The organism is Streptomyces xiaopingdaonensis (assembly GCF_000262345.1).
Lineage (GTDB): Bacteria > Actinomycetota > Actinomycetes > Streptomycetales > Streptomycetaceae > Streptomyces > Streptomyces xiaopingdaonensis.
On record NZ_AJTQ01000125.1, the window covers coordinates 1 to 26031 of the forward strand.

28 protein-coding genes and 1 riboswitch are annotated in these 26031 nt (G+C 72.5%); of the genes, 21 read left to right on the top strand and 7 right to left on the bottom strand.

The features are described from left to right. The 4 genes from UWG_RS29785 to UWG_RS0109905 all read left to right on the top strand — a co-directional run. On the top strand, positions 1 to 219 hold a 219-nt coding region (locus UWG_RS29785), incomplete at its 5' end, for a LysR family transcriptional regulator substrate-binding protein (protein ID WP_033196063.1). Between the two features lie 213 nt (positions 220 to 432). Continuing rightward, positions 433 to 565: riboswitch (cyclic di-AMP (ydaO/yuaA leader) on the top strand. A gap of 113 nt (positions 566 to 678) precedes the next feature. Beyond that, positions 679 to 1395 (top strand): M23 family metallopeptidase, encoded by a 717-nt coding sequence (locus UWG_RS0109895; RefSeq protein WP_016907046.1) that lies wholly within the window; start codon positions 679 to 681, stop codon positions 1393 to 1395. 173 nt (positions 1396 to 1568) lie between these two features. After that, on the top strand, positions 1569 to 2246 hold the full coding sequence (locus tag UWG_RS0109900) for an ArsR/SmtB family transcription factor (RefSeq protein WP_016907047.1): 678 nt from the start codon (positions 1569 to 1571) through the stop codon (positions 2244 to 2246). Further along, positions 2243 to 3514 (top strand): MFS transporter, encoded by a 1272-nt coding sequence (locus UWG_RS0109905; RefSeq protein WP_016907048.1) that lies wholly within the window; start codon positions 2243 to 2245, stop codon positions 3512 to 3514. The genes UWG_RS0109900 and UWG_RS0109905 overlap by 4 nt, the downstream gene beginning before the upstream one ends. Positions 3515 to 3548: 34 nt before the next feature. Here the strand turns inward: UWG_RS0109905 and UWG_RS29790 are convergent, their stop codons facing one another. From UWG_RS29790 to UWG_RS0109945, 7 genes are all read right to left on the bottom strand, one after another. Next, a complete protein-coding gene (locus UWG_RS29790; protein WP_016907049.1) occupies positions 3549 to 4862 on the bottom strand; it encodes an extracellular solute-binding protein in 1314 nt (437 codons plus the stop codon). 122 nt (positions 4863 to 4984) lie between these two features. Further along, positions 4985 to 6115: a methyltransferase domain-containing protein gene (locus UWG_RS0109915; protein ID WP_016907050.1), complete on the bottom strand. Its 1131-nt coding sequence runs from the start codon at positions 6113 to 6115 to the stop codon at positions 4985 to 4987. Positions 6116 to 6169: 54 nt separating this feature from the next. Then, positions 6170 to 6310, bottom strand: a complete 141-nt coding sequence (locus UWG_RS33015) for a hypothetical protein (protein ID WP_157838545.1) — start codon at positions 6308 to 6310, stop codon at positions 6170 to 6172. Between the two features lie 399 nt (positions 6311 to 6709). Beyond that, positions 6710 to 7033 carry a hypothetical protein gene (locus UWG_RS0109925; RefSeq protein ID WP_237720043.1) on the bottom strand — a complete coding sequence of 108 codons (324 nt, stop codon included), beginning with the start codon at positions 7031 to 7033 and terminating at the stop codon, positions 6710 to 6712. 53 nt (positions 7034 to 7086) lie between these two features. Beyond that, on the bottom strand, positions 7087 to 7572 hold the full coding sequence (locus UWG_RS0109930; RefSeq protein WP_033196067.1) for a recombinase family protein: 486 nt from the start codon (positions 7570 to 7572) through the stop codon (positions 7087 to 7089). A gap of 94 nt (positions 7573 to 7666) precedes the next feature. After that, positions 7667 to 8878: a helix-turn-helix domain-containing protein gene (locus tag UWG_RS0109935; RefSeq protein ID WP_016907054.1), complete on the bottom strand. Its 1212-nt coding sequence runs from the start codon at positions 8876 to 8878 to the stop codon at positions 7667 to 7669. Positions 8879 to 9176: 298 nt separating this feature from the next. Next, positions 9177 to 9809 carry a TIGR03085 family metal-binding protein gene (locus tag UWG_RS0109945; protein WP_016907056.1) on the bottom strand — a complete coding sequence of 211 codons (633 nt, stop codon included), beginning with the start codon at positions 9807 to 9809 and terminating at the stop codon, positions 9177 to 9179. Between the two features lie 140 nt (positions 9810 to 9949). Here UWG_RS0109945 and hisI point away from each other — a divergent pair, with 140 nt between their 5' ends. The 17 genes from hisI (at position 9950) to mnhG (ending at position 26029) form a co-directional block, all read left to right on the top strand. Further along, a complete protein-coding gene (gene hisI / locus UWG_RS0109950) occupies positions 9950 to 10324 on the top strand; it encodes a phosphoribosyl-AMP cyclohydrolase (protein WP_016907057.1) in 375 nt (124 codons plus the stop codon). 91 nt (positions 10325 to 10415) lie between these two features. Further along, the gene (locus tag UWG_RS0109955) at positions 10416 to 11951 is read left to right on the top strand and encodes an anthranilate synthase component I (RefSeq protein ID WP_016907058.1); all 1536 of its coding nucleotides are present in this window, start codon (positions 10416 to 10418) and stop codon (positions 11949 to 11951) included. Beyond that, the gene (locus UWG_RS0109960; RefSeq protein ID WP_016907059.1) at positions 11948 to 12649 is read left to right on the top strand and encodes a TIGR02234 family membrane protein; all 702 of its coding nucleotides are present in this window, start codon (positions 11948 to 11950) and stop codon (positions 12647 to 12649) included. Before UWG_RS0109955 ends, UWG_RS0109960 begins: the two co-directional genes overlap by 4 nt. 140 nt (positions 12650 to 12789) lie before the next feature. Beyond that, complete coding sequence (locus UWG_RS0109965) at positions 12790 to 13041, top strand: HGxxPAAW family protein (RefSeq protein WP_016907060.1); 252 nt, start codon at positions 12790 to 12792, stop codon at positions 13039 to 13041. A 44-nt stretch (positions 13042 to 13085) separates the two neighbouring features. Then, on the top strand, positions 13086 to 13478 hold the full coding sequence (locus UWG_RS0109970) for a DUF2752 domain-containing protein (protein WP_016907061.1): 393 nt from the start codon (positions 13086 to 13088) through the stop codon (positions 13476 to 13478). Positions 13479 to 13703: 225 nt separating this feature from the next. Further along, positions 13704 to 14513, top strand: coding sequence for an indole-3-glycerol phosphate synthase TrpC (trpC, locus tag UWG_RS0109975; RefSeq protein ID WP_016907062.1), 810 nt, complete (start codon positions 13704 to 13706; stop codon positions 14511 to 14513). A gap of 5 nt (positions 14514 to 14518) precedes the next feature. Beyond that, positions 14519 to 14722 (top strand): tryptophan biosynthesis modulator TrpM, encoded by a 204-nt coding sequence (gene trpM, locus UWG_RS33645; protein WP_078495630.1) that lies wholly within the window; start codon positions 14519 to 14521, stop codon positions 14720 to 14722. Positions 14723 to 14821: 99 nt separating this feature from the next. Beyond that, positions 14822 to 16075, top strand: coding sequence for a tryptophan synthase subunit beta (trpB, locus tag UWG_RS0109980; RefSeq protein ID WP_016907063.1), 1254 nt, complete (start codon positions 14822 to 14824; stop codon positions 16073 to 16075). Continuing rightward, complete coding sequence (gene trpA, locus UWG_RS0109985) at positions 16072 to 16902, top strand: tryptophan synthase subunit alpha (protein ID WP_016907064.1); 831 nt, start codon at positions 16072 to 16074, stop codon at positions 16900 to 16902. The genes trpB and trpA overlap by 4 nt, the downstream gene beginning before the upstream one ends. Positions 16903 to 17038: 136 nt before the next feature. Next, positions 17039 to 17782: a DsbA family protein gene (locus UWG_RS0109990; RefSeq protein ID WP_016907065.1), complete on the top strand. Its 744-nt coding sequence runs from the start codon at positions 17039 to 17041 to the stop codon at positions 17780 to 17782. 123 nt (positions 17783 to 17905) lie between these two features. After that, positions 17906 to 18874, top strand: a complete 969-nt coding sequence (gene lgt, locus UWG_RS0109995) for a prolipoprotein diacylglyceryl transferase (protein ID WP_016907066.1) — start codon at positions 17906 to 17908, stop codon at positions 18872 to 18874. Positions 18875 to 19015: 141 nt separating this feature from the next. After that, on the top strand, positions 19016 to 22039 hold the full coding sequence (locus UWG_RS0110000; RefSeq protein WP_016907067.1) for a Na+/H+ antiporter subunit A: 3024 nt from the start codon (positions 19016 to 19018) through the stop codon (positions 22037 to 22039). Continuing rightward, complete coding sequence (locus UWG_RS0110005; RefSeq protein WP_016907068.1) at positions 22036 to 22668, top strand: Na(+)/H(+) antiporter subunit C; 633 nt, start codon at positions 22036 to 22038, stop codon at positions 22666 to 22668. The genes UWG_RS0110000 and UWG_RS0110005 overlap by 4 nt, the downstream gene beginning before the upstream one ends. A 70-nt stretch (positions 22669 to 22738) precedes the next feature. Continuing rightward, positions 22739 to 24526, top strand: a complete 1788-nt coding sequence (locus UWG_RS0110010) for a Na+/H+ antiporter subunit D (RefSeq protein ID WP_016907069.1) — start codon at positions 22739 to 22741, stop codon at positions 24524 to 24526. Next, a complete protein-coding gene (locus tag UWG_RS0110015) occupies positions 24523 to 25113 on the top strand; it encodes a Na+/H+ antiporter subunit E (protein WP_029391326.1) in 591 nt (196 codons plus the stop codon). The genes UWG_RS0110010 and UWG_RS0110015 overlap by 4 nt, the downstream gene beginning before the upstream one ends. Continuing rightward, positions 25113 to 25520, top strand: a complete 408-nt coding sequence (locus UWG_RS29795; RefSeq protein WP_106429947.1) for an MrpF/PhaF family protein — start codon at positions 25113 to 25115, stop codon at positions 25518 to 25520. Before UWG_RS0110015 ends, UWG_RS29795 begins: the two co-directional genes overlap by 1 nt. Continuing rightward, a complete protein-coding gene (gene mnhG / locus UWG_RS0110025) occupies positions 25517 to 26029 on the top strand; it encodes a monovalent cation/H(+) antiporter subunit G (RefSeq protein WP_016907072.1) in 513 nt (170 codons plus the stop codon). The genes UWG_RS29795 and mnhG overlap by 4 nt, the downstream gene beginning before the upstream one ends. Positions 26030 to 26031 lie beyond the last annotated feature (2 nt).

Genomic DNA, 26031 nt, shown 5'->3' on the forward strand with positions numbered 1-26031 from the left:
GGCGGCGAGATGGACGCGGTGCTGGGGTTCGTCCGCGCCGGGCTCGGCCTCGCCGTGGTCCCGGGGATGGTGGCGGAGCGCTCCGGGCTCAGGGCGACGAAGTTCGCGGCGCCCGGGCTGCACCGCACGGTCTCCGTCGCGCACCGCAGCGACGTCTCCCCGCCGCGTGCGGCACGCGAGTTGCGGCGCATCCTCACCGAGCACCTGGCCGCCGAGTAGCCGCTGCGGTTCCCGATCGGAGGCTTAACGGAAGCCTAAGCCTCCGCTTATCGCGACCGAAATGCCTTACATGGCAGGTCGGTTGGGCGACCCGCGGCGGCGGCACCGGTTGTGCCGCTCGAGAACGCCGCCCTAGCGTGCAGCGCGTTCGAGAAGAACACGCACCCGCCGGACGCCGAATCCTGCCCCCGGCGAGTGCGCCGCCCGACGTCCCCCACCGCAGGGCAGGGGCGGGGGAACCACCTTCGCCGTACGCCACCTGCTGCGGCTCGGGGTGAAGCCGCGTTCCCCGACCACCGCGCGGCCGGGCGCTCTCCCGCCCGAACCCGACAGCTCACCCCGCAGGCGCCGGAGACCAGGAGTTCCGATGGCCGTTGCGCCGCCACGCGGTTCCGCCGCGCCTCCTCCCCGCCCGGCGTACGCGCCCACCTTTCCGTACGCCCCCGACGTACCGCTCGCGTGCGCGGAGGCCCGTGCGCGGAGGCCCGTGCGCGGCACCGCGCCCCCCGGGAGAGCCGTACGCGCCGACTCGTCACCCGGGCTTCGGCGGCCGGGGCCACTCTCGCGCTGCCGTTCGTCGGCGCCTCGGTGGCCGACGCCGGCTCGGTGGACGGGAGTTCGTACACCGTCGAGTCGGGGGACACGCTCTCCACGATCGCCGAGGAGCAGGGCGTCGAGGGCGGCTGGAAGGAGCTCTACGCCGCCAACGGGTCGGCGATCGGCTCGGACCCCGACCTCCTGCGTCCGGGGCAGCAGCTCACGCTCCGCGCGGAGCAGGCGGTCCGCCCGGTCGGCGGCGGTACCAGGACCGCCGAGTACCAGGCGTCGGGCGCCAACTGGTCGCAGGGACACACCGGCACGGACATCGCCGTGCCCGTCGGCACCTCGGTCTCGGCTGCCGTGGACGGCACCGTGCACCGTGCGGGCCGGGACGACGCCTTCGGCTACGAGGTCGTCGTCGAGCACGCCGACGGGAAGTACTCGCACTACGCGCACCTGTCCGAGACCAAGGTGGAGAAGGGCCAGCGGGTCGCCGCGGGAGACCGCGTCGCCCTCTCCGGCTCGACGGGCAACACCACAGGACCGCATCTCCACTTCGAGGTGCGTACGACCCCCGAGTACGGGTCGGCGATCGACCCCGCCGAGTGGCTCGCGGGGTACGGCGTGAGGCTCTGACGTGTGCGGGGTGCGGCGGCACCCCGCGCCTGTCCTCGACTCCCACGCCGTGAAGAAGGGGGCGGCCCGCGGGCCGCCCTCTTCGTCGTGCCGTTCCCTCAACGGCCTTTCGCGCAAGGAAAATTGCGCAAGAAGGTTTGTGCAAATCGAGTTGCACGCCTAGGGTCTGCACCATGCCCTCCGCACCGCAGCAGCCGCCGGCCGCGAACTCGGGGCCGTCCGAGCCCGCGGCGGAAGAGCCCTCCGGCATACCGACGCCCCCGGGCGAGACCGCGCCGAAGCCGCGCATCACCGACCTCGACGCGTTGAAGGTCTTCACCCACCCGCTGCGCATCGAACTCTTCCGACTCCTCACCGCCGTCGGCCCCGCCACCGCCTCGCACCTCGCCGAGCAGGTCGACGAGGCCGTCTCGCTCGTCAGCTACCACCTGCGGAAGATGGCGGCACACGGTTTCCTCGCCGAGGCGCGGGGCGGCACGGGGGACGCGCGCGAGCGGTGGTGGCAGGTGTCGCCCGACGAGCAGTTCGCCTTCCGCAGCAGCGACTTCGACGGCGCCCCCGAAGGCGCGGCCGTGGTCCAGCAGGTGGTGCGCCGCCTGGTCGAGACGCGCACGCGCCGGTACGCCGAGTACCTCGACACGGCGGCGAGCTGGCCGCGCGAGTGGCGCGACGCGGCCTTCTCGGCCGAGTACCTCGCCTACCTCACCACGGACGAACTCGGCGCGTACGCCGCGGAGTTGCAGGAGGTGGCCGAGCGCTGGGGCGAGCACGGCAAGTCGGCGGCCGAGGCCGGGGACGCACGGCGCGAGCACGTCTCCGTCCACCTCTACGGCTTCCCCTTCCGCCCGTGACGGCCACGGAGACCCCGCGCGCCCAGCCGCCCGCGCCGCGCCCCGCCTACCGCGACGCCAACGTGCTGCGGTGGCTCGCCGCCTACGCCGCCTCGATGATCGGCGACGGCATCTACTTCCTCGCGCTCGGCTGGGCCGCGCGGGAGGCTGCGGGCCCTGCGCAGGTCGGCCTCGTGATGGCGGTCGGTGCGGTGCCGCGTGCGGTGCTGATGCTCGGGGGAGGGGTGATCGCCGACCGGTTCGGGCCGCGGCGGGTCGCGCTCGGGGGCGACGCGGTGCGGTGCACGGTGATCCTCGGGGTCGCGGCGGCGCTTGTCGTGGGGTCGCCAGGGCTGTGGGTGCTCGTCGTCGCCGCGCTCGTCTTCGGCGCCGTCGACGCCGTCTTCATGCCGGCCGTCGGAGCGCTGCCGCCGCGCCTCACCGACCGGAGCCAGCTCGCGCGGCTCCAGGGCATGGCCCAACTCGCCGTCCGTGCGGGGAACATCACGGGGCCGCCGCTCGCCGGGCTCGCGATGGGGTTCGGGGGCCCGGCGAGCGCCTTCGGCCTCGCCGGCGGCCTCTTCGCCGTTTCGCTCGCGCTGCTCCTCACCGTCCGGCTCGCGCCGCTCCCCGCCGATACGGAGCCGACCGGGCACGCAGACCCGGCACCGGGGCGCAAAGGTGCCCTGCGGGACCTCGGGGACGGGCTGCGCTACGTCGTGCGGCATCCGCTGATCGGCCGCATCGTCCTCGCGGGGACGGTCTGCGAACTCACGATAGCGGGACCCATGAACGTCGGCGTCGTCCTCCTCGCAGCCGAGCGGGGGTGGGGCGCAGGCGGCACGGCGTGGCTCGTCGGGGCCTTCGGCGTCGGGGCGGCGGGTGCGGCGCTGGTGCTGGCGGTGGCGGGCCGTGTGCCGCGTACCGGTGCCGTGATGCTCCTGGGGATGGTGCTCGCCGTCGCGGCGGTCGCCGGTATCGGCCTCGCGCCGGGGCTGGGTTGGGCCGTCGGGGCGGCCGGATGCGCCGGGCTCGCGGGCGGTACGTGGGGCGGTCTGGGGCGTGCACTGGTGCAGACCGAGACGGCGCCCGCGATGCTCGGGCGCGTCTCCTCCGTGCAGCTCCTCGGCGCCATCGGCGTCGCGCCGCTGAGCTATCCCGTCTTCGGGCTCGCCGCCGGCGTATGGGGTGCGGGGCCCGTCTTCGCGGCGTGCGCGTGCTTCAGCCTCGTCGGCGTGGTGATCGCCGGGGCCTCGTCCCGGGTACGGAGAAGCGAACTCGCGCTCTGAGCCGCCTACGCACCCAAACGGCCGCCGTACGCGGTCACTTGCTGCAGATGCCCCGCATCCACGGTTCCCCGGCCGCGAGTTGGCCGCTCCGTACGAGCTTGCCGCGCTCCGCGTCCTGCACCGCCTGGATCGACTTCAGGCGGGGCGCCACCCGGGGGGAGTCGAGGAAGAGCAGCACGGACTCGTAGAACGCGTCGCGCACCGCGGGCGGCATCACGTCGGAGGCGTCGAGGCAGCGCTCCGTGCCCGGGTCCGTCAACTGCCGGGAGATCCGGCGGGACACGGTGTCGTGCATCCGACTCCCGTCGGCGGCCGCGGAGTTGGCGGAGAAGTACGGGATCTCGCCCGACCACTTCCGCTGCCCGTCCGCCGACGCGAGGAACCGCAGCAGCCGGCGGGCGTCCCCGGTGTCCCTGCCGCCCTTGAAGAGCGCGGCGAAGTCGGCGCTCACCTCGCGCCGCCCGCGGTCGCCGTCGTAGGGGCCGCCGGGCAGGAAGGCGGACGACGGGCTGAACCGCGCCTCACCGTGGCTCTCGCCGTAGTAGTGCCGCATGAACGTGCCCTGGTGCTCCAGCGCGCACCGCGGCTCGTCCGCGGCGCCGCGTACCGCGCGCCTCCGCGACCCGCCGTCCACGTCCGGCTCGGGGGCGTCGGGAGGGGAGAAGAGGAGGCCGTCGCGGCCCGTCGCCGCGCGGTAGTCGGTGAGCAGGGCGCGGCGCGCCTCCGTGCGGTCCTGCCGCAGCAACTCCCCCCACAGTTCCCAGGAGTTGCGGATGCGCGGATCGGTCCACGGGAGCACGCCGCTCGCCCACTTCTCGTAGACGCCGCGCCCGTACCGCTGCAGCACGAGGTCCTCGATCCAGTCGCTACCCGGCCAGCCGGAGACCCCGTCGTCGCGCATCCCCAGGCACAAGTGGTCCAACTGCGAGCCGTCGGGGACGCGTTCGCCCGCGCGATGCCAGACGATGCTCTTCATGTCCGCCTTCACCGGCACCCAGTGGAGCCCCCGCGCACCGCCGGCGCGTGGCTGCCACGGCGTGCCGGGGCCGTACTCGCCGGGCTCGTAGAGGCCGTCGATCGGCTCCAACTGGCCCTGGCGCGCGTAGTCCGCGAGTTCGCCCGGGCTCGCCATGACGGCGATGTCGGGCGGGTCGCCCGACTGCACCTGGGAGAGGAGGACCTCCCGCAGCACGGCCGTGCCCTGGTACTCGTACGGCACCCCCGAGCTGTCGAGAAGGTCGCGGAAGGCCCGTTCCTCCGCGCCGGTCCACGGCCCGAGGACCATCACGGGCCGGTCCTGCTCACCGAGTTCGGTGCGGCCGCACGCGGTGGCGCCGACGGTCAGCACCAGCAGCAGCGCGGCGAGGAGCGCGGGGGGCGTTTTCGCGTATCCGCAGGGCCCCGGCGCTCACCGCCGGGGCCCTGCTGTTCGCCTCATTCCGCACGGGGGCACCGGAACGTGCCGGAGCCTTACGGCGCCCGCACGGGTACCAAGTCGTCCGGACTGTCCAGCCACACGCGTTGGCCGTGCGGCGTGACCGTCAGGCCGTACCGTTCGAACCGTGGCTCGCCCTTCTCTCGCCACCAGGACATGACGGCCTCGGCCTCGGTCCACAGATGACGCGGCCCGTATTCGGCGACCTCGAACTCGGTACGCCCGGGTTCGTAGTCGACCGTAGCCCACGACGTGCAGCCCATGTCGAGCAGCCACAGCCGATACGCGCCGGCCTTGCCCCACTCGACGCGACAGAACATGTCCGGCACCTGCACGCCGAGCGTGAACATGTGGTGCCAGGCGCCCATGTCGTCCGGCGAGAGGGCCGTCGTGCGCCGCGACGCGGTGCTCGGCCAGTTCGAGGCGTCCGGAAACGTGTCCGTCGGCGGGAACGTGTCGCGCTGATCGCGCAGACGCATGAACGCGGAGGACATCACGAACCGGCCCATGGCGACGCCGCCCTCGCCGACCCTCAGCCGCGCGACTCCCTGCCCGCCGTAGGGCGGGCCCCAGGGGGCGACGACGACGGCCCCTTCCGCGGCCTGCTCGATCCAGTCGTACGGCACGGTGGAGATCCCGCACGTGGCGACGACGCGGTCGTACGGGGCGCCGTCCGGGTAGCCGTGTGCGCCGTCGCCGACGACGGACAACGGGTTGAGGTCGACCGCGGCGAGGCGGCGCCGGGCTTCCTCGGCGACGGACGGATCAACCTCGACCGTCACGACGTTGTCCGGTCCGAGCCGGTGCGACAGCAGAGCCGCATTCCAGCCCGTGCCGGTCCCGATTTCCAACACCCGGTTTCCGCGCTCGACGCTCAGGGCGCCGAGCATGGAAAACACCATCTTGGGCATGGAGTTGGACGAGGTCGGGGCCCGGCCCTTGTCCGTGCCCGTGTGCGCGCCGTCGTCCCATTGCGTCGTGAGCGGAACGTCGCTGTAGACCTTCTCCCACCACCGCGCCGGGTCCGTGTTCCGGTCGATCACCTCGCCCTGACGGTTGCCGCCCGCCGTCCCCGGCCACAGCCGGTCGGGCACGAACGCGTCACGCGGCACCGCCTTGAATGCGGGAACCCAATCCGACGTGAGTGCACCCTTTTCCAGCAGCACGGAGGCCAGCCCTCCCGGGCCGGCCTCCTTCGTGCTGGGAGTTTCAGCGGTCACTTACTCGCCGTCCGCCGGACCCTGGCCGTCCGAGGTGTTGCCGCCCTCGTCGGAGCCGCCGCCCCCGTGCTTGTTGCCGGAGTCGCTGTCATCCTGCGGATTTCCGCCATCGGCCCGCGTCATCCACGGAAATGCGTCCACTGGGTACCTCCTGATCGGTGGTGCTCGGGTGGTGGTTCCGAAATCCGCCTCGACCGGGCGATGAACCATCGGGCGCGGTCGAGGCGGAGCCTACGCGGGCGCTGATGAGCAGGCGCCCGATTCGCAGCGGGACACCGGGCACGCACAGTGCCCGCCGCGAGGGTCGGTGTGGGGTGGGCTGTTGCTCCGGCACGGGGCAGCCGGTCCGCAGTCGAGCGCGCTCGGCCTCGGCCCGATGGAGCTGTTCAACCCGGAAGATGCACCAGTGTCAGGCGCGGAACACGACGGTGACGCCGTGCGCCTCCACCGTCCCCGGGCGCGCCACGGGCAGGTTCGTACGCTCGCAGCGATGGCAGGAGTCGCGACGGAAGTCGAACCGTGCCCACAGTGCCAGCGGCCTTACTCCCACGGCGCACCCCCGCGTGCGCCGCAGGGCAAGGGGGCGCCGCCCACCAGGGGCAGGAAGTCGACCGGCCGAGCTGTCCACGCGAACCGTGCCTCGCCGCACGAGACGGCGAACTCGAACGGCTCGCCGCGGGCGAGGTCGGCCTCGGCCTCGCGCGGGTCCGAGCCGAGCCAGTCGAAGACGTACGCCGAGGCCGGGTCTTCGAGGGCTGACGCGATGATGGCGAGGCCGACGCGCGCCCAACGGAGCGCGTTCGATGGCGCAGCGACCGGGCACGCTTGTATGCGGCGCGGTGCGGGCGAGCTCGGATCGGACACCCACCACTCACACCAGTACCCGGCGGTGACCTTCCCCAGCATGGTCGACGCCGTCAGCACGGAGTGTGCGGTCGGACCCGGTCGGAGCCCATGACGTGCAGGAAGCCGCCCACCTTCTCGACGTTGCGCGCGACCTCGTCGTACTCCTGCGGAATGGTCGAGATCATCGAGCGCCAGGGCGTGAGTACCGCGCCCGCTTCCCTCTTCCCGACCATCTCGACGGCGCGCGTCAGCCCCTCGCGCCCCTCCGGGGGGAGCAGGCCGACGCGGTCCTCGACCACCTCGGCGATCTCCCAGCCGAACGCCGCGGCGTACTCGGTGCACTCCTTGCGCGGCCCCGAAATATCGGAGTTGGCCGCCGCGCACAGGTAGATCACGACACGGAATCGGCCGACCTTGGACGCGTGGTCCGGTACGGGGCCCTCGCCCGGCACGTGGCCGGCCGCGTGGTCCGCGAGGGCCTGCCGCCGCTTCTTCTCACCTGCGGTCCTTCGGGCCGGAGTTGGCCCCTGCTTGAGTACTGGCTCGGTGCTGACCATGTGCATATCGCGTCGTTTCGATCACGCATGGTGAAGAGACGGAGCGTAGGAGCGACGGAACCCGTTCCGGGTCAACTCCTACGCTCCGTAGGCGTCACGCGACCAAGGGGACGCCGATCAATTCGCTGATGTTCCGCACGCGCGCCGTCGACACCTTCGCGATCCGCTGCCCGATCACGCCCGGCAACGCCTGGTGCTTCACCCACTCCGGCGCGTCGAGGCCGACCTCGACCAGCGTGTCACCGGCCTTGTCGTAGAGCCCGGCCGAGCACTGGGCGAGGGCAACGTCGAGCTTGTACCGGTTGCGCGCCACCTTCGACATGGTCGACGGAAGCTGCCGCATGTCCGGCTGATCGGCGAGCTTGAGCGCGCGCCCGTAGTTCTTCAACGCGACGTGAATCCCGACTGCTTCCGTCTTCGCCGCGGTCGGCCCGAACGACGTGCCGAACAGCTTCTTTTCCTTGCCCAGCCTCGCCGCGGCGGCGTGCGCCTGCGAAATGTAATCGTCGGCCTTGCTCTCGTCCTCGCGCCTCGACGCGGCTACGGCCGCCGAGATCATCAGGCGCCCGTACGCGAGCAGTTCGGGTTGCGTCGACCGGCTGAACGACGGCTCGATCGCGAGGGCGGCGCGCTCGGCGACGGCCTCGGCCCGCGGCATCTTCGCACCGCGCAAGTAGATCCACGACAGCGTGGATTCGAGTAGCGCGCCCATCACGGGATCGTCTGCCTGTTTGGCAAGCAACTTCGCGGACGTGAGCGCGGACAGGGCTAGGTCGCGGTGCCCGAACCCATTTGCCGTCGAGGCGGCGACACGGTACGTACTCGCGAGGATCGCCGCGAGACGATCGCGCTCCTCGCCGGTTGCCGAGTCGAACCGTACTTGCCCTTCCATGAGCACTTGCGAGGCGAGCATCGCCACGCGCACCGTGTCGCTTTCCCAGTACGCCGACCATGCGAGGTCGCGCGCGCTGCCGAGCTCGTCGACGGTGCTCGGGTCCTCGACACCGTCCCACTCGCCGAGGGCGCTCTCGTGCACGGCGTCGGAAAGCTGCCGCAGGGCGGTACGGCTGCCGCGGTCCATACCGCGGCGCGGTGCTTGCTGGCCCAGGATCACGCCCACGTCCGTGCGGAGCGCGGCGGCGAGCTTGAGCAGGGAGCCGACGGAGAGTTCGCCGCGGTCCTGCTCGGCTTTCTGGATCAGGGCGTACGAGACGCCCGCCGCTTCGGCCAGCCCCTGCTGTGTCAGGTCGGAGCCCCGTAGGGCCTTGATGCGCTTACCGGTCGTCAGATCAGCCCAGTTGCTCACGTGTGCACCTCAGCGGATTTCGGGCGTGGTGGCGTCACTTCCGATGGTAGGGCCGTGCGGGTAACTGCCCATGGTGAAGGGCGAGCGGCTCCTCGCCCTTCCTGGCGGGCAGCAGGCTCTCTTCCAGCGCGTTGCCGCCGACGCCCTCCGTAAGAACTAGCGCTCGGCGTCGTCTCTCCCTCCCCCGTCCGCAGCCACGGAGCAGACGATACGCGCGGTCGTCGTCGGTCAACAGGGGTTCGGGGACGACGCACGGAGAAGCGTCAACCAGCGTGCACCGAGGGGCGGTTGATGCGTTTCAGAAAGACAGGTCCGCCGTCTCGGCCCGCGCCACCGCCTCGTTGTCGCCCGCCGCCTCGACCTTCGCGACCCGCTGCCGCCCCGAGGTGTAGAGCAGCAGCTCGGACGGCTCGGCGGTCACGGTGACGACGGGCGTTCCCTTGCGCGCCACGACCGTCTGCCCGTCGGGGCGCCGAAGCACCAGGCCCACGGGCGACTTGCGCGCCAGGACCCGCGCCGCCTTCTCCAACCGCCGCCAGAGCACGTCCTGGAAGACGGCGTCGAGCTGCCGCGGCTTCCAGTCCTCCTCGGCGCGGCGGACGTCCTCGGCGTGGATGAAGAACTCGACGGTGTTGGCGGCCTCGTCGATCTGCTTGATCGCGAAGGGAGAGCTGCGCGGCGGCCCCGAGCGGAAGAGCCCGAGCAACTCTTCGTAGGGCCTCTCGGCGAACTCGGCCTGCACGCGCTCCATGCGCGGCTGGAGTTGCTTGACGAAGCTCCCCGCCGCCGCGTCGCCCCTGCGTTCGCGGACGAGGAGGTGCGCCGCGAGGTCCCGGGTGCGCCAGTCGCCGCAGAGGGTGGGCGCGTCGGGGCCGTGGTTCTCCAACAGGTCGGCGAGGAGGAGGCGTTCCCGCTGTGCGTGTGTCGACATGTGCCCCACCCTACGGCGCAGCACCCTGCCGCGAGCCGGTGCGAAGGCGTGTTGCGCGGCTTCCGCACTCTCGGGTCCCGTCACCTTCCGTGTTCGCCTCCGCGCGAAGGGTTCGCGCGACGATGGGCGAGAATGGAGCCATGTCCGTCTCTCTCGATCCGTCGATCGCCGAGCGCCTCAAGCGCAACGCCGACGGCCTGTTCCCCGCCGTCGCCCAGCAGTACGACACCGGCGAAGTGCTCATGCTCGCCTGGATGGACGACGAGGCGCTCCACCGCACCCTCACCACGGGCCGCGCCACCTACTACAGCCGCAGCCGCGGAGAGCACTGGGCCAAGGGCGACACCTCGGGGCACGTCCAGTACGTCAAGAGCGTCGCCCTCGACTGCGACGGCGACACCGTCCTCGTCCGGGTCGACCAGATCGGCGCCGCCTGCCACACGGGCGACCGCACCTGCTTCGACGCCGACCGCCTCCCGGTGAGCGGAGCCCAAGAGGCCACGCAGGCAGAGTAGTTGGCGCAGTACGCCTCCCGACTGCCACCGCCCGCGCGCCGCCGCGGACCGCGCACCCCACCCGACCCCCACGGCCCCAAGGTTGCCCGCCATGACCACCCCCGACCTCGAAGGCTTCCGCGCCCTCGCCGAGGACCGCCGCGTCGTCCCCGTCACCAGGCGCCTCCTCGCGGACGGCGACACGCCCATCGCGCTCTACCGCAAACTCGTGGGCGACCGCCGCGACACCTTCCTGCTGGAGTCGGCCGAGAACGGCCGTACCTGGTCCCGCTACTCCTTCATAGGCGTACGCAGCGCGGCGGCGCTCACCGTCCGCGGCGGAGAGGCCCACTGGCGCGGCACGCCTCCCGTCGGCCTCCCCACGGGCGGCGACCCGCTCGCCGCGCTCCGCGAGACGCTCGCCGCCCTCCACACGCCCCGCGACCTCCACCGCGACGCCGAACTCCCGCCGTTCACCGGCGGGATGGTCGGCTACCTGGGCTACGACGTCGTCCGCCGCCTGGAGCGGCTCGGCCGCGACGAGGACACCGCCGACGATCTCGGCGTCCCCGAGCTCACCATGCTCCTCGCCTCCGACGTCGCCGCCGTCGACCACAAGGACGGCACCGTCCTCCTCATCGCCAACGCCATCAACCACAACGACCTCGACTCCGGTGTCGACGACGCCTACGCCGACGCCCTCGCCCGCCTCGACGCGATGGAGGCCGACCTCGCCCGCGCCGCACCGGTCCCCCCGTCGGCCCTGCCCGCCTCCCAACTCCCCGACCACCGCAGCCGACCGGGCGGCGCCACCTACCGCGGCTGGGTCGAGGAGATCAAGGAGCGGATCAGGTCGGGCGAGGCGTTCCAGGTCGTGCCCTCCCAGCGGTTCGAGGCGGACTGCGCCGCCGACGCGCTCGACGTCTACCGGGTGCTGCGTGCCACCAACCCCAGCCCCTACATGTACCTGTTCCGGTTCGCCGGGCAGGAGGCGGACGACGGGTTCGAGGTCGTCGGCTCCAGCCCCGAGGCGCTCGTGAAGGTGGAGGAGGGGCGCGCCATGATGCACCCCATCGCCGGCACCAGGCCCCGCGGCGCCACCCCGCAGCAGGACGCCGCCCTCGCCGACGAGTTGCTCGCCGACGAGAAGGAGCGCGCCGAGCACCTGATGCTCGTCGACCTCGGCCGCAACGACCTCGGCCGGGTCTGCGCCCCCGGCAGTGTCGAGGTCGTCGACTTCATGACGATCGAGCGCTACAGCCACGTGATGCACATCGTCTCCACGGTCACGGGCCGCCTCGCCGAGGACCGCACCGCGCTCGACGCACTCACCGCCTGCTTCCCCGCCGGCACCCTCTCCGGCGCCCCCAAGCCCCGCGCGCTCCAGATCATCGACGAACTGGAACCGACGAGACGCGGCCTCTACGGCGGCTGCGTCGGCTACCTGGACTTCGCGGGCGACGCCGACACCGCCATCGCCATCCGCACCGCGCTCCTCCGCGACGGCACCGCCTACGTCCAGGCCGGCGCCGGCGTCGTCGCCGACTCGGAACCGGCGGCCGAGGACGCCGAGTGCCGGAACAAGGCGGCGGCCGTCCTGAGGGCGGTCCGTACGGCCGAGCGCCTCGGCGGTAGCGTGGAGAGGTGACTTCCCTCCCGCACGCGCGCACCTCCGAGTCCTCGGACGCCCCGGAGCCAGAGGACGCGGACGCCTCCGAGGCCGAGCCCGCGCCCGACGAGGCGCACGGCCGCGCGTCGCGCTCCCGGGCCGCCCGCAGGGCGCTCGGCGTCGCGCTCCTCGCAGGGGCCGTCGGCGCCGCGCTCGCCCTCGTCGCCGGCGGGCAGACGTGGAGCGAGTCGGCGACGAGCTTCGCGCGCGGACGCGTCCCCGTCAGCGCCTCGGGCAGCGAGGTCACGGGCCTGCCGAACGCCCTCGCGCTCGTCGGACTCGCTGCGCTCGTCGCGGTCTTCGCGGTCCGCAGGGCGGGACGGTTCCTCGTCTCGGGGCTCCTCGCGCTCTGCGGCGCGGGCGTCGTCGTCTCCTCGCTGACGGGCATGGGCGACGACTCGGCGCTGCGCGAGGAGGCCGCCGAGACGAGCGGCCTCGCGGAGAGCACGATCGGCGCCGTCTCCACCACGCCCTGGCCCTATCTCTCGGCCGCCGGCGGCCTGCTGATCCTCCTCGCCGGGCTGCTCGCCCTCGTACACGGCCGCAACTGGCCGACGATGTCGGGGAGTTCCCGGTACGAGCGGACCTCGCGCAAGCAGGCGCCGGCCGCCGAGGTCGACCCCGAGCGCCCCGAGGACCTGTGGAAGGCGCTCGACCGCGGCGAGGACCCCACCTGAAGCCCGCCGCCGGGCCGGAGGCGCCGGCGGACACTAGCGGGGGCCGCTCGCTGCGCGGTGGGCGCCGCAGGGGACAATGGAGGCAGGTGGGCGCGGCCGTACGGGCACACCACGGGATTCGTCGGTAACAAGGAGCATTCATGGCGGACACAGGCCACGGAAACACCGTCGCGGCATGGACGGGCGTCACCATCGCCTTCATCGGCTTCTGCATCGGCAGCGCCTTCATGGTCATGGCGCAGCCGTGGGGTGTCGTGGCCGGGCTCGTCGTGGTGGGGGCCGGCGGGCTCGTCGGCATGGCGATGAGCGCCGCCGGGATGGGCAAGGAGAGGAACCGGCCCACCGCCAAGGCCGCGACGGAGCCGGGCGGTACGGCAGGAGCCCGCTCCTGAGCGAGCGGCCCGAGGCCGCACTACGGCACCGCCTGCGCAGCGCGGTGCCGCGCCTCGCCGCGCCCCTGGCCGCACTCGCCGCCGCGGGCGCGGCTTTCGCGTACGTCGGCGCGGTCGACCCCAACACCCCCGGCCACTATCCGGCGTGCCCGCTGCTCACGTTCACCGGCGTCTACTGCCCGGGCTGCGGCGGCCTGCGCGCCGCGCACGCCCTCGCGCACGGGGACGTGCCGGCGGCGCTCGGCGCCAACGCGTTCGCCGTCGTCCTCGTCGTGCTGCTCGCCGGGGTGCTGCTGGCGTGGCTGGTGCGGTCGGCGCGCGGGAGGCCGTTGCGGGTGCCGGCGCCGAGTGCGGTGCACTGGTGGGCGGTTGGTGCCGTGGTGGGCGTCTTCAGCGTTGTCCGGAACCTGCCCTTCGGAGCCGTCCTCGCGCCGTGACGGACGCGGGGTGCCGTACTGCGAGGTTCGTCCGCGATGTGGGATTTGCGACGGGCGGATGCGGGGCCCGGGTCGGGTGGCGGATACCATCGCATTCCGTGACCTGAACGTCTGCCCGCGGCCGCGGGGGCGCACCCGGCCGACAGGCACCGAGAAGCGCTGAGAACCCCAGAGAAGCAGTCAGCCAGGACCAGCCGAGAGCCAGCCAAGAAGGGAGCCGCTCGCGTGAGTGTGCTCGACGAGATCATCGAAGGCGTGCGTGAGGACCTCGCCGAGCGGCAGGCGCGCGTAAGTCTCGACGAGCTCAAGGAGCGCGCCGCCCACGCTCCCCGTGCGCTGGACGGCCTGGCCGCGCTGAAGGGCGAAGGAGTCCGCGTCATCTGCGAGGTGAAGCGCTCCAGCCCGTCCAAGGGTGCGCTCGCCGCCATCGCCGACCCGGCCGCGCTCGCCGCCGACTACGAGCAGGGCGGCGCCGCCGTCATCTCCGTCCTCACCGAGCAGCGCAGGTTCGGCGGCTCCCTCGCCGACCTCGAAGCCGTCCGCTCCCGGGTGGACGTCCCGGTCCTCCGCAAGGACTTCATGTTCTCCGCCTACCAGCTCTGGGAGGCGCGCGCGCACGGCGCCGACGTCGTCCTGCTGATCGTCGCGGCGCTGGAGCAGGAGGCGCTCGTCTCGCTCATCGAGCGGGCCGAGTCGATCGGGCTCACCCCCCTCGTCGAGGTGCACGACGAGGAGGAGGCCGAACGCGCCGTGGACGCGGGCGCGAAGGTGATCGGGGTCAACGCGCGGAACCTCAGGACGCTCGAGGTGGACCGCGGCAACTTCACGCGGATCGCGCCGGAGATCCCCGAACACGTCGTCAAGGTCGCCGAGTCGGGCGTCCGCGGGCCGCACGACCTCATCGCCTACGCCAACGAGGGCGCGGACGCCGTCCTGGTGGGCGAGTCCCTCGTGATCGGCAAGGACCCGAAGACCGCCGTCTCCGACCTCGTCGCCGCCGGCGCCCACCCGGCGCTGCGGCACGGCAGGGACTGAGCCCCTTGCCCCTCGCACCCCCTTCGCCGACGTACCTGCCCCGGGCCACCGGGGCGCACCCCGCGCTGGCGCGCGGGTGCCGGCCGCGCGGGTGCAGGGCCCCGGCGCGCAGGGCGCTCGGCCGCCGGGTGCGCTACCACATCGGCTGCGAGCCGGGACAGATCAACGGCCGCCGATGGCGCGCCTCCCGCGGCACCGCCGCGACCTGAGCGAGGCGCCGGAACCGGGGGCGACACCGCCCGCCGGCCGTGCCCGTGCGCCCCGCCGACCCGGAAACGTCCGTTCTTCTGTCCGAGGAGCACCGTCGGATGTCCGACTACTTCATCCCCGACCCCGAGGGTCGAACCCCCACAGCCGAGGGGTACTTCGGCGCTTTCGGCGGCAGGTTCGTCCCCGAGGCGCTCGTCGCCGCCGTGGACGAGGTCGCCACCGAGTACGAGAAGGCGAAGCAGGACCCGTCCTTCGCGGCCGAGCTCGACGAGCTGCTCGTCGACTACACGGGACGCCCGAGCCCGCTCACCGAGGTGCGCCGCTTTGCCGCGCACGCCGGGGGCGCCCGCGTCTTCCTCAAGCGCGAGGACCTCAACCACACCGGCTCGCACAAGATCAACAACGTGCTCGGCCAGGCGCTCCTCGCCCGGCGCATGGGCAAGACGCGCATCATCGCCGAGACCGGCGCGGGACAGCACGGCGTCGCCACCGCCACGGCCTGCGCCCTCTTCGGGCTGAGCTGCACGATCTACATGGGCGCCGTCGACACCGAGCGGCAGGCGCTCAACGTCGCGCGGATGCGGATGCTCGGCGCCGAGGTCGTCGGCGTCGAGACCGGCAGCCGCACGCTGAAGGACGCCATCAACGAGGCGTTCCGCGACTGGGTCGCCAACGTCGACCACACGCATTACCTCTTCGGCACCGTCGCGGGTCCGCACCCCTTCCCGCAGCTTGTGCGCGACTTCCACCGGGTGATCGGCGTCGAGGCCCGCCGGCAGGTGCTCCAGCGCATCGGCCGGCTGCCGGACGCCGTCGCCGCCTGCGTCGGCGGTGGTTCCAACGCGATGGGCATCTTCCACGCCTTCCTCCCCGACGAGCAGGTCCGCCTCCTCGGCTTCGAGGCGGCGGGGCACGGGGTGGAGTCGGGCGAGCACGCAGCGACCCTCACCGAGGGCGGTCCCGGCATCCTGCACGGCTCCCGCAGCTACGTCCTCCAGGACGACGAGGGGCAGATCACGGAGCCGTACTCGATCTCCGCCGGGCTCGACTACCCCGGCATCGGCCCCGAGCACGCCCACCTGCGGCAGACCGGCCGCGCCGAGTACCGCCCCGTCACCGACGACGAGGCGATGCAGGCGCTGCGCCTGCTCTCCGAGACCGAGGGCATCATCCCGGCCATCGAGACCGCGCACGCGCTCGCCGGTGCCCTGGAGTCGGGCCGCGAACTCGGCCCCGAGGGCGTCGTGCTCGTCAGCCTCTCCGGCAGGGGAGACAAGGACATGGAGACGGCCGCGCGCTACTTCGGCCTCTACGACGGCGCCGACGACGCAGACCCGGAGGGCGACAAGTGAGCACCGACAGCGGCGGAAACCGCGCACTGCTGGAGTCCACCCTCGCGGCGGCGAAGGACGAGGGCCGCGCGGCCCTCGTCGGCTACCTGCCCGCCGGCTTCCCCACGGTGGACGGCGGCATCCGCGCCTGCACCGCCCTCCTCGAGGGCGGGTGCGACGTCGTCGAGGTCGGGTTGCCGCACACCGACCCCGTCCTCGACGGCCCCGTGATCCAGACCGCCGACGACGTCGCGCTGCGCGGCGGCGTCCGCATCGCCGACGTGCTCCGCACCGTGCGCGAGGCGCACGCGGCGACGGGCAAGCCGGTGCTGGTGATGACGTACTGGAACCCCGTCGACCGGTACGGGACCGAGCGGTTCGCGGCCGGCCTCGCGGCGGCGGGCGGTGCCGGGTGCATCCTGCCCGACCTGCCGGTCGAGGAGTCCGAGGGCTGGCGGAAGGCCGCCGAGGAGCACGACCTCGCGACGGTCTTCGTCGTCGCGCCGAGCAGCAGGGACGAACGGCTGGCGAAGATCACGGAGGCCGGGAGCGGCTTCGTCTACGCGGCGTCCGTGATGGGTGTCACGGGGACGCGCGAGTCGGTGGGCGGCCGGGCGCAGGACCTCGTGGCGCGGACGCGGAGCGTCGGCGAACTGCCCGTCTGCGTCGGGCTCGGGGTCTCCACGGCCGAGCAGGCCGCCGAGGTCGCCGGGTTCGCGGACGGGGTGATCGTCGGCTCCGCCTTCGTCAAGCTCCTCCTCTTGGCAGGAGAGGACCTCGAAGGCGGCCTCGCCGGCGTACGGGCGCTCGCGGGCGAGCTCGCCGAGGGCGTGCGCCGCACCGGCTGACGCCGGGGCTGCGGTCCGCGTGCGGCACGGCGCTCGGTGCGGTGCCGTACGCGGGTCCTCAACTCCCTGCTCTTTCGGGTGAATCGGCGGCGGTGGGGTGCGGTTGCCCCGGGGCTGCTCGTTGCCCCCGGGTGTGATGAGCCAGAAGAACCGTGAGGGAAAGCGCACCGCGCGCGAGCGGCTGCGGGAGGAGCTGCAGCGGCAGAAGACCGCCCAACGCCGCGGGCGCGCGCTGAAGATGGGCCTCGCCTGCGTGCTGGTGCTGGGGGTGGCCGCGGTCGCCGGTGTGTTCCTGGTGAACAGGGGCGGCGGGGAGAGCACGGAGAGCCGGTCCTCGGCGAAGCCGATCTCGATGGGCAGCGCGTCCGCCGCCTCCCGCCTCAGCATCTACGAGGACTTCCGCTGCCCGGCCTGCGGCCAGTTCGAGAACCAGTTCAGCGACACGATCAGGGAGTTGGCGGAAGCGGGCGAGCTGCGCACCGAGTACCACCTCGTCACCCTCATCGACAGCAACATGCCGGGGACGGGTTCGAAGAAGGCGGCGAACGCGGCCTACTGCGCCAAGGACGAGGGAAAGTTCCCCGAGTACCACGACGTCCTCTACCGCAACCAACCGCAGGAACAGGACGACGCGTTCGGCAAGACCTCCACCCTGCTCGGGCTCGCGAAGAAGGTCCCGGGCCTCAGCGGCTCGTCCTTCACCTCCTGCGTGGAGGAGGGCCGGCACAACAGCACCGTCGAGGAGTCGGACAAGGCGTTCGGGGAGTCGGGCCACCAGTCGACGCCCACCGTCCTGCTCGACGGCGAGGACATCTACGGCAACCAGCAGGAGCCGCTCACCCCGCAGCGGCTCAAGGAGCTCGTCGCGGGGAAGAACTGACGGGTCCGGCGCCCCGGCGCAGGTCGGTACCGGCCGATCGGCTGCCGGGGCGCGGCTGTTACGGAGCCGTTGTGCGGCCTGATTGCCCGCGGTGCGCCCGGGCACGGTAGCGTCTGGATCGCCATGGACACCCTTGCCTTCATCCCCAGTCCCTCGTCGGGCGAGATTCATCTCGGGCCGATCCCGCTGCGCGGCTATGCCTTCTGCATCATCGCCGGTGTCTTCGTCGCCGTCTGGCTCGGCTCGCGCCGCTGGGTCGCGCGCGGAGGCCGGCCGGGCACCGTCGCGGACATCGCCGTCTGGGCCGTCCCGTTCGGGCTCATCGGCGGCCGGCTCTACCACGTACTCACCGACTACCAGCTCTACTTCGGCGAGGGCCGGAACTGGGTGGACGCCTTCCGTATCTGGGACGGCGGTCTCGGCATCTGGGGCGCGATCGCCCTCGGCGCCCTCGGCGCGTGGATCGGATGCCGCCGCCGCGGCATCCCGCTCCCCGCGTACGCGGACGCGGTGGCGCCCGGCATCGTCCTCGCACAGGCGCTCGGACGCTGGGGCAACTGGTTCAACCAGGAGCTCTTCGGCCGCTCCACCGACCTGCCGTGGGCCGTCGAGATCGACGCGCAGCACCGCCCCGTCGAGACCCCCGACATCGCCACCTACCACCCGACCTTCCTCTACGAGTCGCTCTGGTGCGTCGGCGTCGCCCTCCTGGTGATCTGGGCCGACCGGCGCTTCCGGCTCGGGCACGGCCGCGCCTTCGCGCTCTACGTCGCGGCCTACACCGCGGGCCGGTTCTGGATCGAGTACATGCGCGTCGACGATGCGCACCACGTGCTCGGGATGCGGCTCAACAACTGGACGGCGATCGTCGTCTTCCTGTGCGCCGTCGCGTACATCGTGGTCTCGGCTCGTAAGGTGCCGGGACGCGAGGAGACCGTCGAACCGCAGGGCCCTGAAGGCTCGGAGGAAGGCGAAGGAGCCGAGTCCTCCCACGAGGAGGAGAAGGAATCCGCCTCCGCGCCGCCGAGGCAGGGGAGCGCGGACGCCAAGGACGGTGCGGGAAGCGCCAGTTCGGCGGCGAAGGAGGAGTAGCGGAACGACAGGGGCCCGGTTCCGACCGGGCTCTTTGCGTCAACTTGGCCGAGAGCAAAGGGATACTTTACCGGACGGGGTCTGGACCAGCCCGAGGGGGACCTGCATCGTTCGGCGACCCTTCTGTGTAAAGCTTCCCCCATGCTGTGGTTGATCGTCCTCCACTGCGCCGCCGCGTGCTGTGCCCCTCTCCTCGTACGGTGGCTCGGTTCGCGCGCTTTCCTGCTGCTGGCCCTCGCACCGGCGGCCGCCGCCGTGTGGGCAGGCGTGCAGTACCCGAAGGTGGTGGGCAGCGGCGAGGAAGTCAGCCTCCACTGGGCGTGGATCCCCAACCAGGGCGTCGAACTCGGGTTCCGCCTCGACTCGCTGTCGCTCCTGATGACGCTCATCGCCGGCGGCGTCGGCGCCCTGGTGATGGTCTACTGCGCCGGCTACTTCCGCAGTGACGAACCACGACTGGGGCGCTTCGCGGGGACGTTGACCGCCTTCGCCGGCGCCATGCTCGGACTGGTCCTCTCCGACGACCTGATCGTGCTGTACGTCTGGTGGGAGTTGACCACGATCTTCTCCTTCCTCCTCATCGGCCACAATCCGGAGACGAGGACCAACCGCCGCGCCGCCCTGCAGGCGTTGATCGTCACCACCCTCGGCGGCCTGGTGATGCTCATCGGGTTCCTCATGCTCGGCCACGAGGCCGGCACCTTCCGGATCTCCGAGTTGGTGGAGAACCCACCGGAGGCCAACGCGCTCGTCTCCATCGCGCTGGTGCTCGTCCTCGTCGGCGCGCTCTCCAAGTCCGCGATCTGGCCGTTCAGTCTGTGGCTTCCGGGCGCCATGGCCGCACCCACCCCCGTCTCCGCCTACCTCCACGCCGCGGCGATGGTCAAAGGAGGCATCTACCTCATCGCGCGGCTGGCGCCCGCCTTCGCCGACGTCGTCCCCTGGCGCGGCACGGTGCTGGTGCTCGGCGGACTCACGATGCTCCTCGGCGGCTGGCGGGCGCTCCGCGAGACCGACCTCAAGCGCATCCTCGCCTTCGGGACCGTCAGCCAACTCGGCTTCCTCACCATGCTCGTGGGCGACGGCCACCGCGACACCGAGCTCGCCGGGCTCGCCATGCTCCTCGCGCACGCGCTCTTCAAAGCGGCGCTCTTCCTCACCGTCGGCCTCATCGACCGCACGACGGGCACCCGCGACGTCCACCGACTCTCCGGCCTCGGACGCAAGATGCCGTGGGTCTGTACGGTCGCGGTGCTCGCCGGTGCCTCGATGGCCGGGGTGCCGCCGCTCTTCGGGTTCGCGGCCAAAGAGGCCGCTCTGGAGTCGCTGCTCCACGAAGGGCCGGTGCAGCAGTGGGCGCTCGCCGCCATCGTCGTCGGCTCCGGACTCACCGCCGCCTACACGCTGCGGTTCCTCTGGGGCGCGTTCGCCAGCAAGCCGGGCGCCGAGCCCATCGAGGTGCTGCGCAGGCCCGGTGCCGCGCTCTTCGTGCCCGGCGCCGCCGTCGTCCTGGTGAGCCTCGCCTTCGGACCCGGCGCCGTGCTTCTCGACCCGCTCCTCTCCGACTACGCCGGCTCCTTCCCCGCCGTGCACAACCCGCTGCACATGGAGTTCTGGCACGGCATCGGCCTCGCCTTCGGGCTCTCCGCCGTCACGTGGGTGCTCGGCGCCGCCCTCTTCGCCCTCAACCGGCCGATCGCGAAGGCCGGCGACCAACTCGCCGTCCTGGACGGGGAACACGCCTTCGCGCACTCGCTCTGGGGCCTGGAGCGCTTCTCCCTCCAGACGACGGGCATCGTCCAGCGCGGCTCGCTCCCCTTCTACCTCGGCACCGCGCTCGCCGTCCTCATCGGGGCGCAGTTGGTCGCGCTCGTCGTCGACCGGCCCTGGGAGCACGTCAGCGACGTACGCCTCTACGACTCGACGGCCCAACTCGCCGTCTCGCTCGCGGTCTGCGCAGTCGCGGTGCTCTGCGTGCGGGCGCGGCAGCGCATGAAAGCGGTCGTCCTCGCCGGCGTCACCGGGTACGGCGCCGCGGTGCTCTTCGTCCTGCACGGCGCACCGGACATCGCGCTCACCCAGTTCGCCGTCGAGACGGTCTCGATCATCGTCTTCGTGCTGGTGCTGCGGAGGCTGCCCCCGAGGTTCCCCGTCGGTCCCGCGGCGGGCCGGATGCGCCGGGTGACGCAGATCGTCTTCGGTGTCGCGGCGGGGACCTTCGCCGCAGGACTGACATACATCGCGGCCTCCGCCCGTGTCGACGAGCCCGCGGGGCCGCTCCTCAGCCAGGCCACCGAGGACCACGGGCTCAAGAACGTCGTCGCCACCACGCTCGTCGACCTCAGGGCCTGGGACACGATGGGCGAGTCCTCGGTCCTCGCCGTCGCGGCCGTCGGCGTCACCAGCCTGGTGTACCTGCGGCGCCGCTCCGGTACACCGGCGTCGCCCGCACCGTCGGGGGCGCCGCCCAACGCGGCCCTCGCCCACCACGGGCACCGCTCCGGCACCGCGCACCCCGAGGAGCACGGCGGCCGGCCCGCGGAGGCCGCCCGCACCACGGGGCAGCAGCCGCACGTCGACACGAGAGCGAAGCGGGCCGAACGGTGGCCGAAGCCCGACCCGATCGGCAGGGCGCCGCGCCGCACCTGGCTCGCCGCGAGCTCCACGCTCGCGCCGGAGCGGCGCTCGGTCGTCTTCGAGGTGGTGGCGAGGCTCGTCTTCCACCCGATCGTGGTGCTCTCGCTCTTCCTGCTCTTCTGCGCCGAGAACCTGCCGGGCGGCGGGTTCACCGCGGGGCTCGTCGCCTCGCTCGCGCTCGGGGTGCGGTATCTGGCGGGCGGGCGCCACGAGTTGGCGAACGCGGCGCCGGTTGACGCCGGATTCCTCCTCGGCGTCGGGCTGCTCACCATCACCCTCACCGGGCTCGGCGGGCTGCTCTTCACCGGCTCCGTGCTCGGCTCCGGCACCTTCCACGGACACCTGCCGGTGATCGGCGACTTCCACGCGGCCTCGCCGGTCCTCTTCGACACCGGCGTCTACCTGCTCGTCCTCGGCGTCGTCCTCGACGTCCTGCGGAGCCTGGGCTCCGAGATCGACCGGCGGGTGGAACGCGAACTCCGTCGCGCCCCGAACGCGACGGCAGAGGGAGGGGCGACGCAGAAATGACCTTGACCCTGGCGCTCGTCGTCGTCGGCGGCACGCTCTTCGGGGCCGGCACCACGCTGCTGCTCTGCCGCCCGCTGACGCGCATCCTGCTCGGCTCCGTACTCCTCGGCAACGGGACCAACATCCTGGTCCTCACCACGGCGGGGGCCGCGGGACACGCACCGCTGCTCGGCTTCGGCCACGACACGTCGTCCATCGTCGACCCGCTGCCGCAGGCGTTCATCCTCACCGCCATCGTCATCACGCTGGCGCTCACCGCGTTCCTCGTGACGATGGCGTACCGCGCCTGGCAGCTCTCCGGGAGCGACGACGTCCAGGACGACGTGGAGGACATCCGCGTCGCCAGGCGCGCCGTCTACATGGAGGAGCGGGAGCGCCTGCGGGCCACCTACAACGACTGGCGCGAGGCGTACCAGAGCATGGTCGGCTCGGAGGAGGAGCAGCGGGCCGCGGAGCGCCGCGCGTACCAGCGGCTCGGCAAGGCCCGCGACCGCTACCGCGAGTTGAAGGACCGGGCGCGCGCCGACGCGCGGGCGCACCGCGCACGGCAGGCGCGGGCCGAGCAGACCGCCGAGGAGACCGCGGAGGAGGACGACCCGTGGGAGACGATTCTGGGAGCCGACAGGTGACACCGAGTGACCCCGTCGGGCCGCACCCGCGCCCGGCACCCGCACACCCCGACCTTGCGAGGGAGCGCCCATGAGCGCCGGACCCTCGGAGGCCGCCTCCGTCGCCTCCGCACTCGTCCCCCTGCCCGTGATCCTGCCGCTCTTCGCGGCCGGGCTGAAGCTCGCCATCGGGCTGCGCCTCCAGCGCACCCAGCGCGCCATCAGCATCGTCGTGCTGTCGCTCGTCGTGATCGTCTCGTTGGTGCTGCTCGTCGTGGCGGACAAAGAGGGCCCGCAGGTGATGTACGCCGGCGGGTGGGCGCCCCCCGTGGGGGTCGTGCTCGTCGCCGACCGGCTCTCCGCGCTGATGCTCGTGGTCTCGACGTCGGTGACGCTCGGCGTACTCGTCTACTCCAACGGCCAGGGCATGGCGGACCGGGAAGGGGCGACGCCGCTCAGCGTCTTCCACCCGTCGTACCTGGTGCTCGTCGCCGGCGTCTCGGACACCTTCCTCGCGGGCGATCTCTTCAACCTGTACGTCGGCTTCGAGATCATGCTCGTCGCCAGCTTCGTGCTGCTGACGCTCGGCGGCACCATCGCGCGCATCCGCGCCGGGGCGACGTACGCGATCGTCTCGCTCCTCTCCTCGGTGCTCTTCCTGGTGGCGATCGTCATGGTCTACGGGGCCACCGGCACCGTGACGATGGCCGAACTGCCGGCGGCGATCGAGAAGTTGCCGGACGGCGTCACCACGTTGATGGAGATCGGGCTCCTCGGGGTCTTCGGGATCAAGGCCGCGGTCTTCCCGCTCGCCGCCTGGTTGCCCGACTCGTACCCGACGGCGCCCGCCCCGGTGACGGCCGTCTTCGCGGGACTCCTCACCAAGGTCGGCGTCTACTCGATGCTGCGCTCGCAGACGCTCTTCTTCCCCGGCACCCGGCTCACCGACGTGCTGATGATCGTCGCGCTGCTCTCGCTCCTCGTCGGCATCGTCGGGGCCGTGGCCCAGACCGACCTCAAGCGGCTGCTCTCCTTCACGCTGATCAGCCACATGGGATACATGATCTTCGGAATCGCGCTGGCGACCCCGGAGGGCTTCGAAGGGGCGATCTTCTACGTCGCCCACCACATCACCGTGCAGACGACGCTCTTCCTCGTCGTGGGGCTGATCGAGCGGAGAGGCGGCTCGACCGACCTCCAACGGCTCGGCGGGCTGGCGACGCTCTCGCCGCTGCTCGCGGTCCTCTTCTTCATCCCCGCGATGAACCTCGCCGGCATCCCCCCGCTCTCCGGGTTCCTCGGCAAGCTGGGCCTGCTGCGTGCGGGCGTCGCCGACGGCAGCGTCCTCGCGTACGTGCTCGTCGCCGGGGGCACCCTCACCTCGCTGCTGACGCTCTACGCGATGGCGAAGGTCTGGAACCTCGCCTTCTGGCGCGCGGCGCCGGCCGAACTCTACGAGGTGGGCGCCGTGTTGGACTCCGAGGAGACCGACGAGGAGACCGACGAGTCCGAGGCGGAGGCGAGCCGCGAGCAGGGCGAGACCGGCACCGCGTTCGACACCGGTGCGCCCGCCTCCCAGCCGCCGGTAGGCTCGGGACGCGCACCCGAGGAAGCGCACGCGGCGGTGGGCACCGCCACCGACACCGGCAGGCAAGAGGCGCCCGCGCCGGCCGGGCACACGCAGGCGGCGACCTTCGGCGGCCAGCAGGTCACCACGACGACCCGGCTCCCCGCGAGCATGATCGGCTCCACGGTGGGGCTGGTCCTCTTCGGACTCGCCTTCACCGCCCTCGCCGGTCCGCTCTTCGACTTCACCGGGCGCACGGCCGACGAGCTCATCGAGCGAACCCCGTACGTATCGGCGGTGATGGACAGGTGACCTCTCCGCAGAGGTTCAAAGAGCAGGCGCCGGGGCGGTTCCGCGCGACACAGTGGCCCATGATCGTCGGGCTGATGATCGTGTGGGTGCTGCTCTGGGGCGAACTCTCGGTGGCGAACGTCCTCACCGGGCTCCTCGTGGGCGTCCTCGTCTGCGTCGCCTTCCCGCTGCCGCCGATCGAGACGCAGGCGCGCCTGCATCCGCTGGGAGTCACCAGGTTCCTTGCGCGTTTCGTGCTCGACATGCTCATCTCCAGTTGGCGGCTGAACCGCTTCATCCTCGGTCAGAGCAAGCCCTCCTGGGCCGTGCTGCGGGTGCGGATGCGCTGCCCGGGCGACCTGATGATGACGGGCACTGCCATCGCCGTCTCCGCCGTCCCCGGCAGCACCGTGCTGGAGGTGCACCGCGCGACCGGCACCCTCTACATCCACGTGCTCGGCGCCGACAGCCTCGCCGAGCGGGAGCGGGCGGTGCACGAGGTGCTGCGCCTGGAGGCCCGGGTGGTCCGCGCGTTCGGCACGCCCGACGACGTCGCCGCCATGGAGGCGGCCGAGACAGCGGAGAGGGTGATCGGCCCGTGGACGTGATGATGCTCGTGGTCGCGGCGGTCCTCATCGCCGCGGGGGTCCTGGTGGCCGCGCGGTTGGCGATCGGCCCGTCCACCCTCGACCGCGCGGTCGCGCTCGACGCGCTGGTCTCCGTGATAATGGCGGGGATCGGCGTCTACACCGCCGTCCAGCACGTGCCGTTCTACCTGCCGGTGATGCTCGTCCTCGCCTTCCTCGGGTTCACGGGCTCCGTCGCGATCGCGCGGTTCATGACGCTGCGGGACGAGGCGGGGACGACCGACGTCGACGAGAGCCGGTACGCGGGCAAGAGCGCCGACACCCTCGCGGAGCAGAACGTCGGCTCGTGGTCGACCCGGCCCAGGAGCCGCAAAGGCAGCGAGGGCAGCGACGGCACGAACGGCGGCGGACGGGGGAAGAACCGATGAACTGGGCCGCGGTCGTCGACTGGACCGGCGCCGTCCTCATGCTCCTCGGGGCGCTGCTCTGCCTCGTCGCCGGCATCGGACTGATCCGCCTCCCCGACGTACTGACCCGCATGCATGCGGCGACCAAGCCGCAGGCGCTGGGTCTGCTGTTCGTCCTCGGCGGCGCCGCGCTCTGGCTGCGCACCGCCGTCGACGTCACGACGCTCATCGTGATCGCGATCTTCCAGCTGGTGACGACGCCGGTCGCCGCGCACATGGTCGGCCGCGCCGGCTACCGCGGCCGGCTCGACCGCCAGCGACTCGTCCTCGACGAGCTCGGTGAGGCGATAGAGGAGGCCGAGCAGCGCAGGGAGGCGCAGCGCGCCGCCGAGCGGCGCGGCGAGGCGGAACCGGTCGACGCGGGCGAGCGCCGCGAAGGGGAGACGGGCGGGGACGCCTCCGCCGCATCCGGCGAGGGCTCGAGCGAGGAGGGCGGCAGCCCCGAAGGCCGCGGCCCGAGCGCGGCCTAGTC

Excerpts from the sequence above, each read along its gene's own strand:
- UWG_RS0109900 (WP_016907047.1), top strand. The coding sequence starts at position 1,569 with ATGCCCTCCGCACCGCAGCAGCCGCCGGCCGCGAACTCGGGGCCGTCC.
- UWG_RS0109930 (WP_033196067.1), bottom strand. The coding sequence starts at position 7,572 with ATGGTCAGCACCGAGCCAGTACTCAAGCAGGGGCCAACTCCGGCCCGA.
- UWG_RS0109945 (WP_016907056.1), bottom strand. The coding sequence starts at position 9,809 with ATGTCGACACACGCACAGCGGGAACGCCTCCTCCTCGCCGACCTGTTG.
- hisI (WP_016907057.1), top strand. The coding sequence starts at position 9,950 with ATGTCCGTCTCTCTCGATCCGTCGATCGCCGAGCGCCTCAAGCGCAAC.
- UWG_RS0109955 (WP_016907058.1), top strand. The coding sequence starts at position 10,416 with ATGACCACCCCCGACCTCGAAGGCTTCCGCGCCCTCGCCGAGGACCGC.
- UWG_RS0109965 (WP_016907060.1), top strand. The coding sequence starts at position 12,790 with ATGGCGGACACAGGCCACGGAAACACCGTCGCGGCATGGACGGGCGTC.
- trpB (WP_016907063.1), top strand. The coding sequence starts at position 14,822 with ATGTCCGACTACTTCATCCCCGACCCCGAGGGTCGAACCCCCACAGCC.
- UWG_RS0109990 (WP_016907065.1), top strand. The coding sequence starts at position 17,039 with ATGAGCCAGAAGAACCGTGAGGGAAAGCGCACCGCGCGCGAGCGGCTG.
- lgt (WP_016907066.1), top strand. The coding sequence starts at position 17,906 with ATGGACACCCTTGCCTTCATCCCCAGTCCCTCGTCGGGCGAGATTCAT.
- UWG_RS0110000 (WP_016907067.1), top strand. The coding sequence starts at position 19,016 with ATGCTGTGGTTGATCGTCCTCCACTGCGCCGCCGCGTGCTGTGCCCCT.
- UWG_RS0110005 (WP_016907068.1), top strand. The coding sequence starts at position 22,036 with ATGACCTTGACCCTGGCGCTCGTCGTCGTCGGCGGCACGCTCTTCGGG.
- UWG_RS0110010 (WP_016907069.1), top strand. The coding sequence starts at position 22,739 with ATGAGCGCCGGACCCTCGGAGGCCGCCTCCGTCGCCTCCGCACTCGTC.
- UWG_RS29795 (WP_106429947.1), top strand. The coding sequence starts at position 25,113 with ATGATGCTCGTGGTCGCGGCGGTCCTCATCGCCGCGGGGGTCCTGGTG.
- mnhG (WP_016907072.1), top strand. The coding sequence starts at position 25,517 with ATGAACTGGGCCGCGGTCGTCGACTGGACCGGCGCCGTCCTCATGCTC.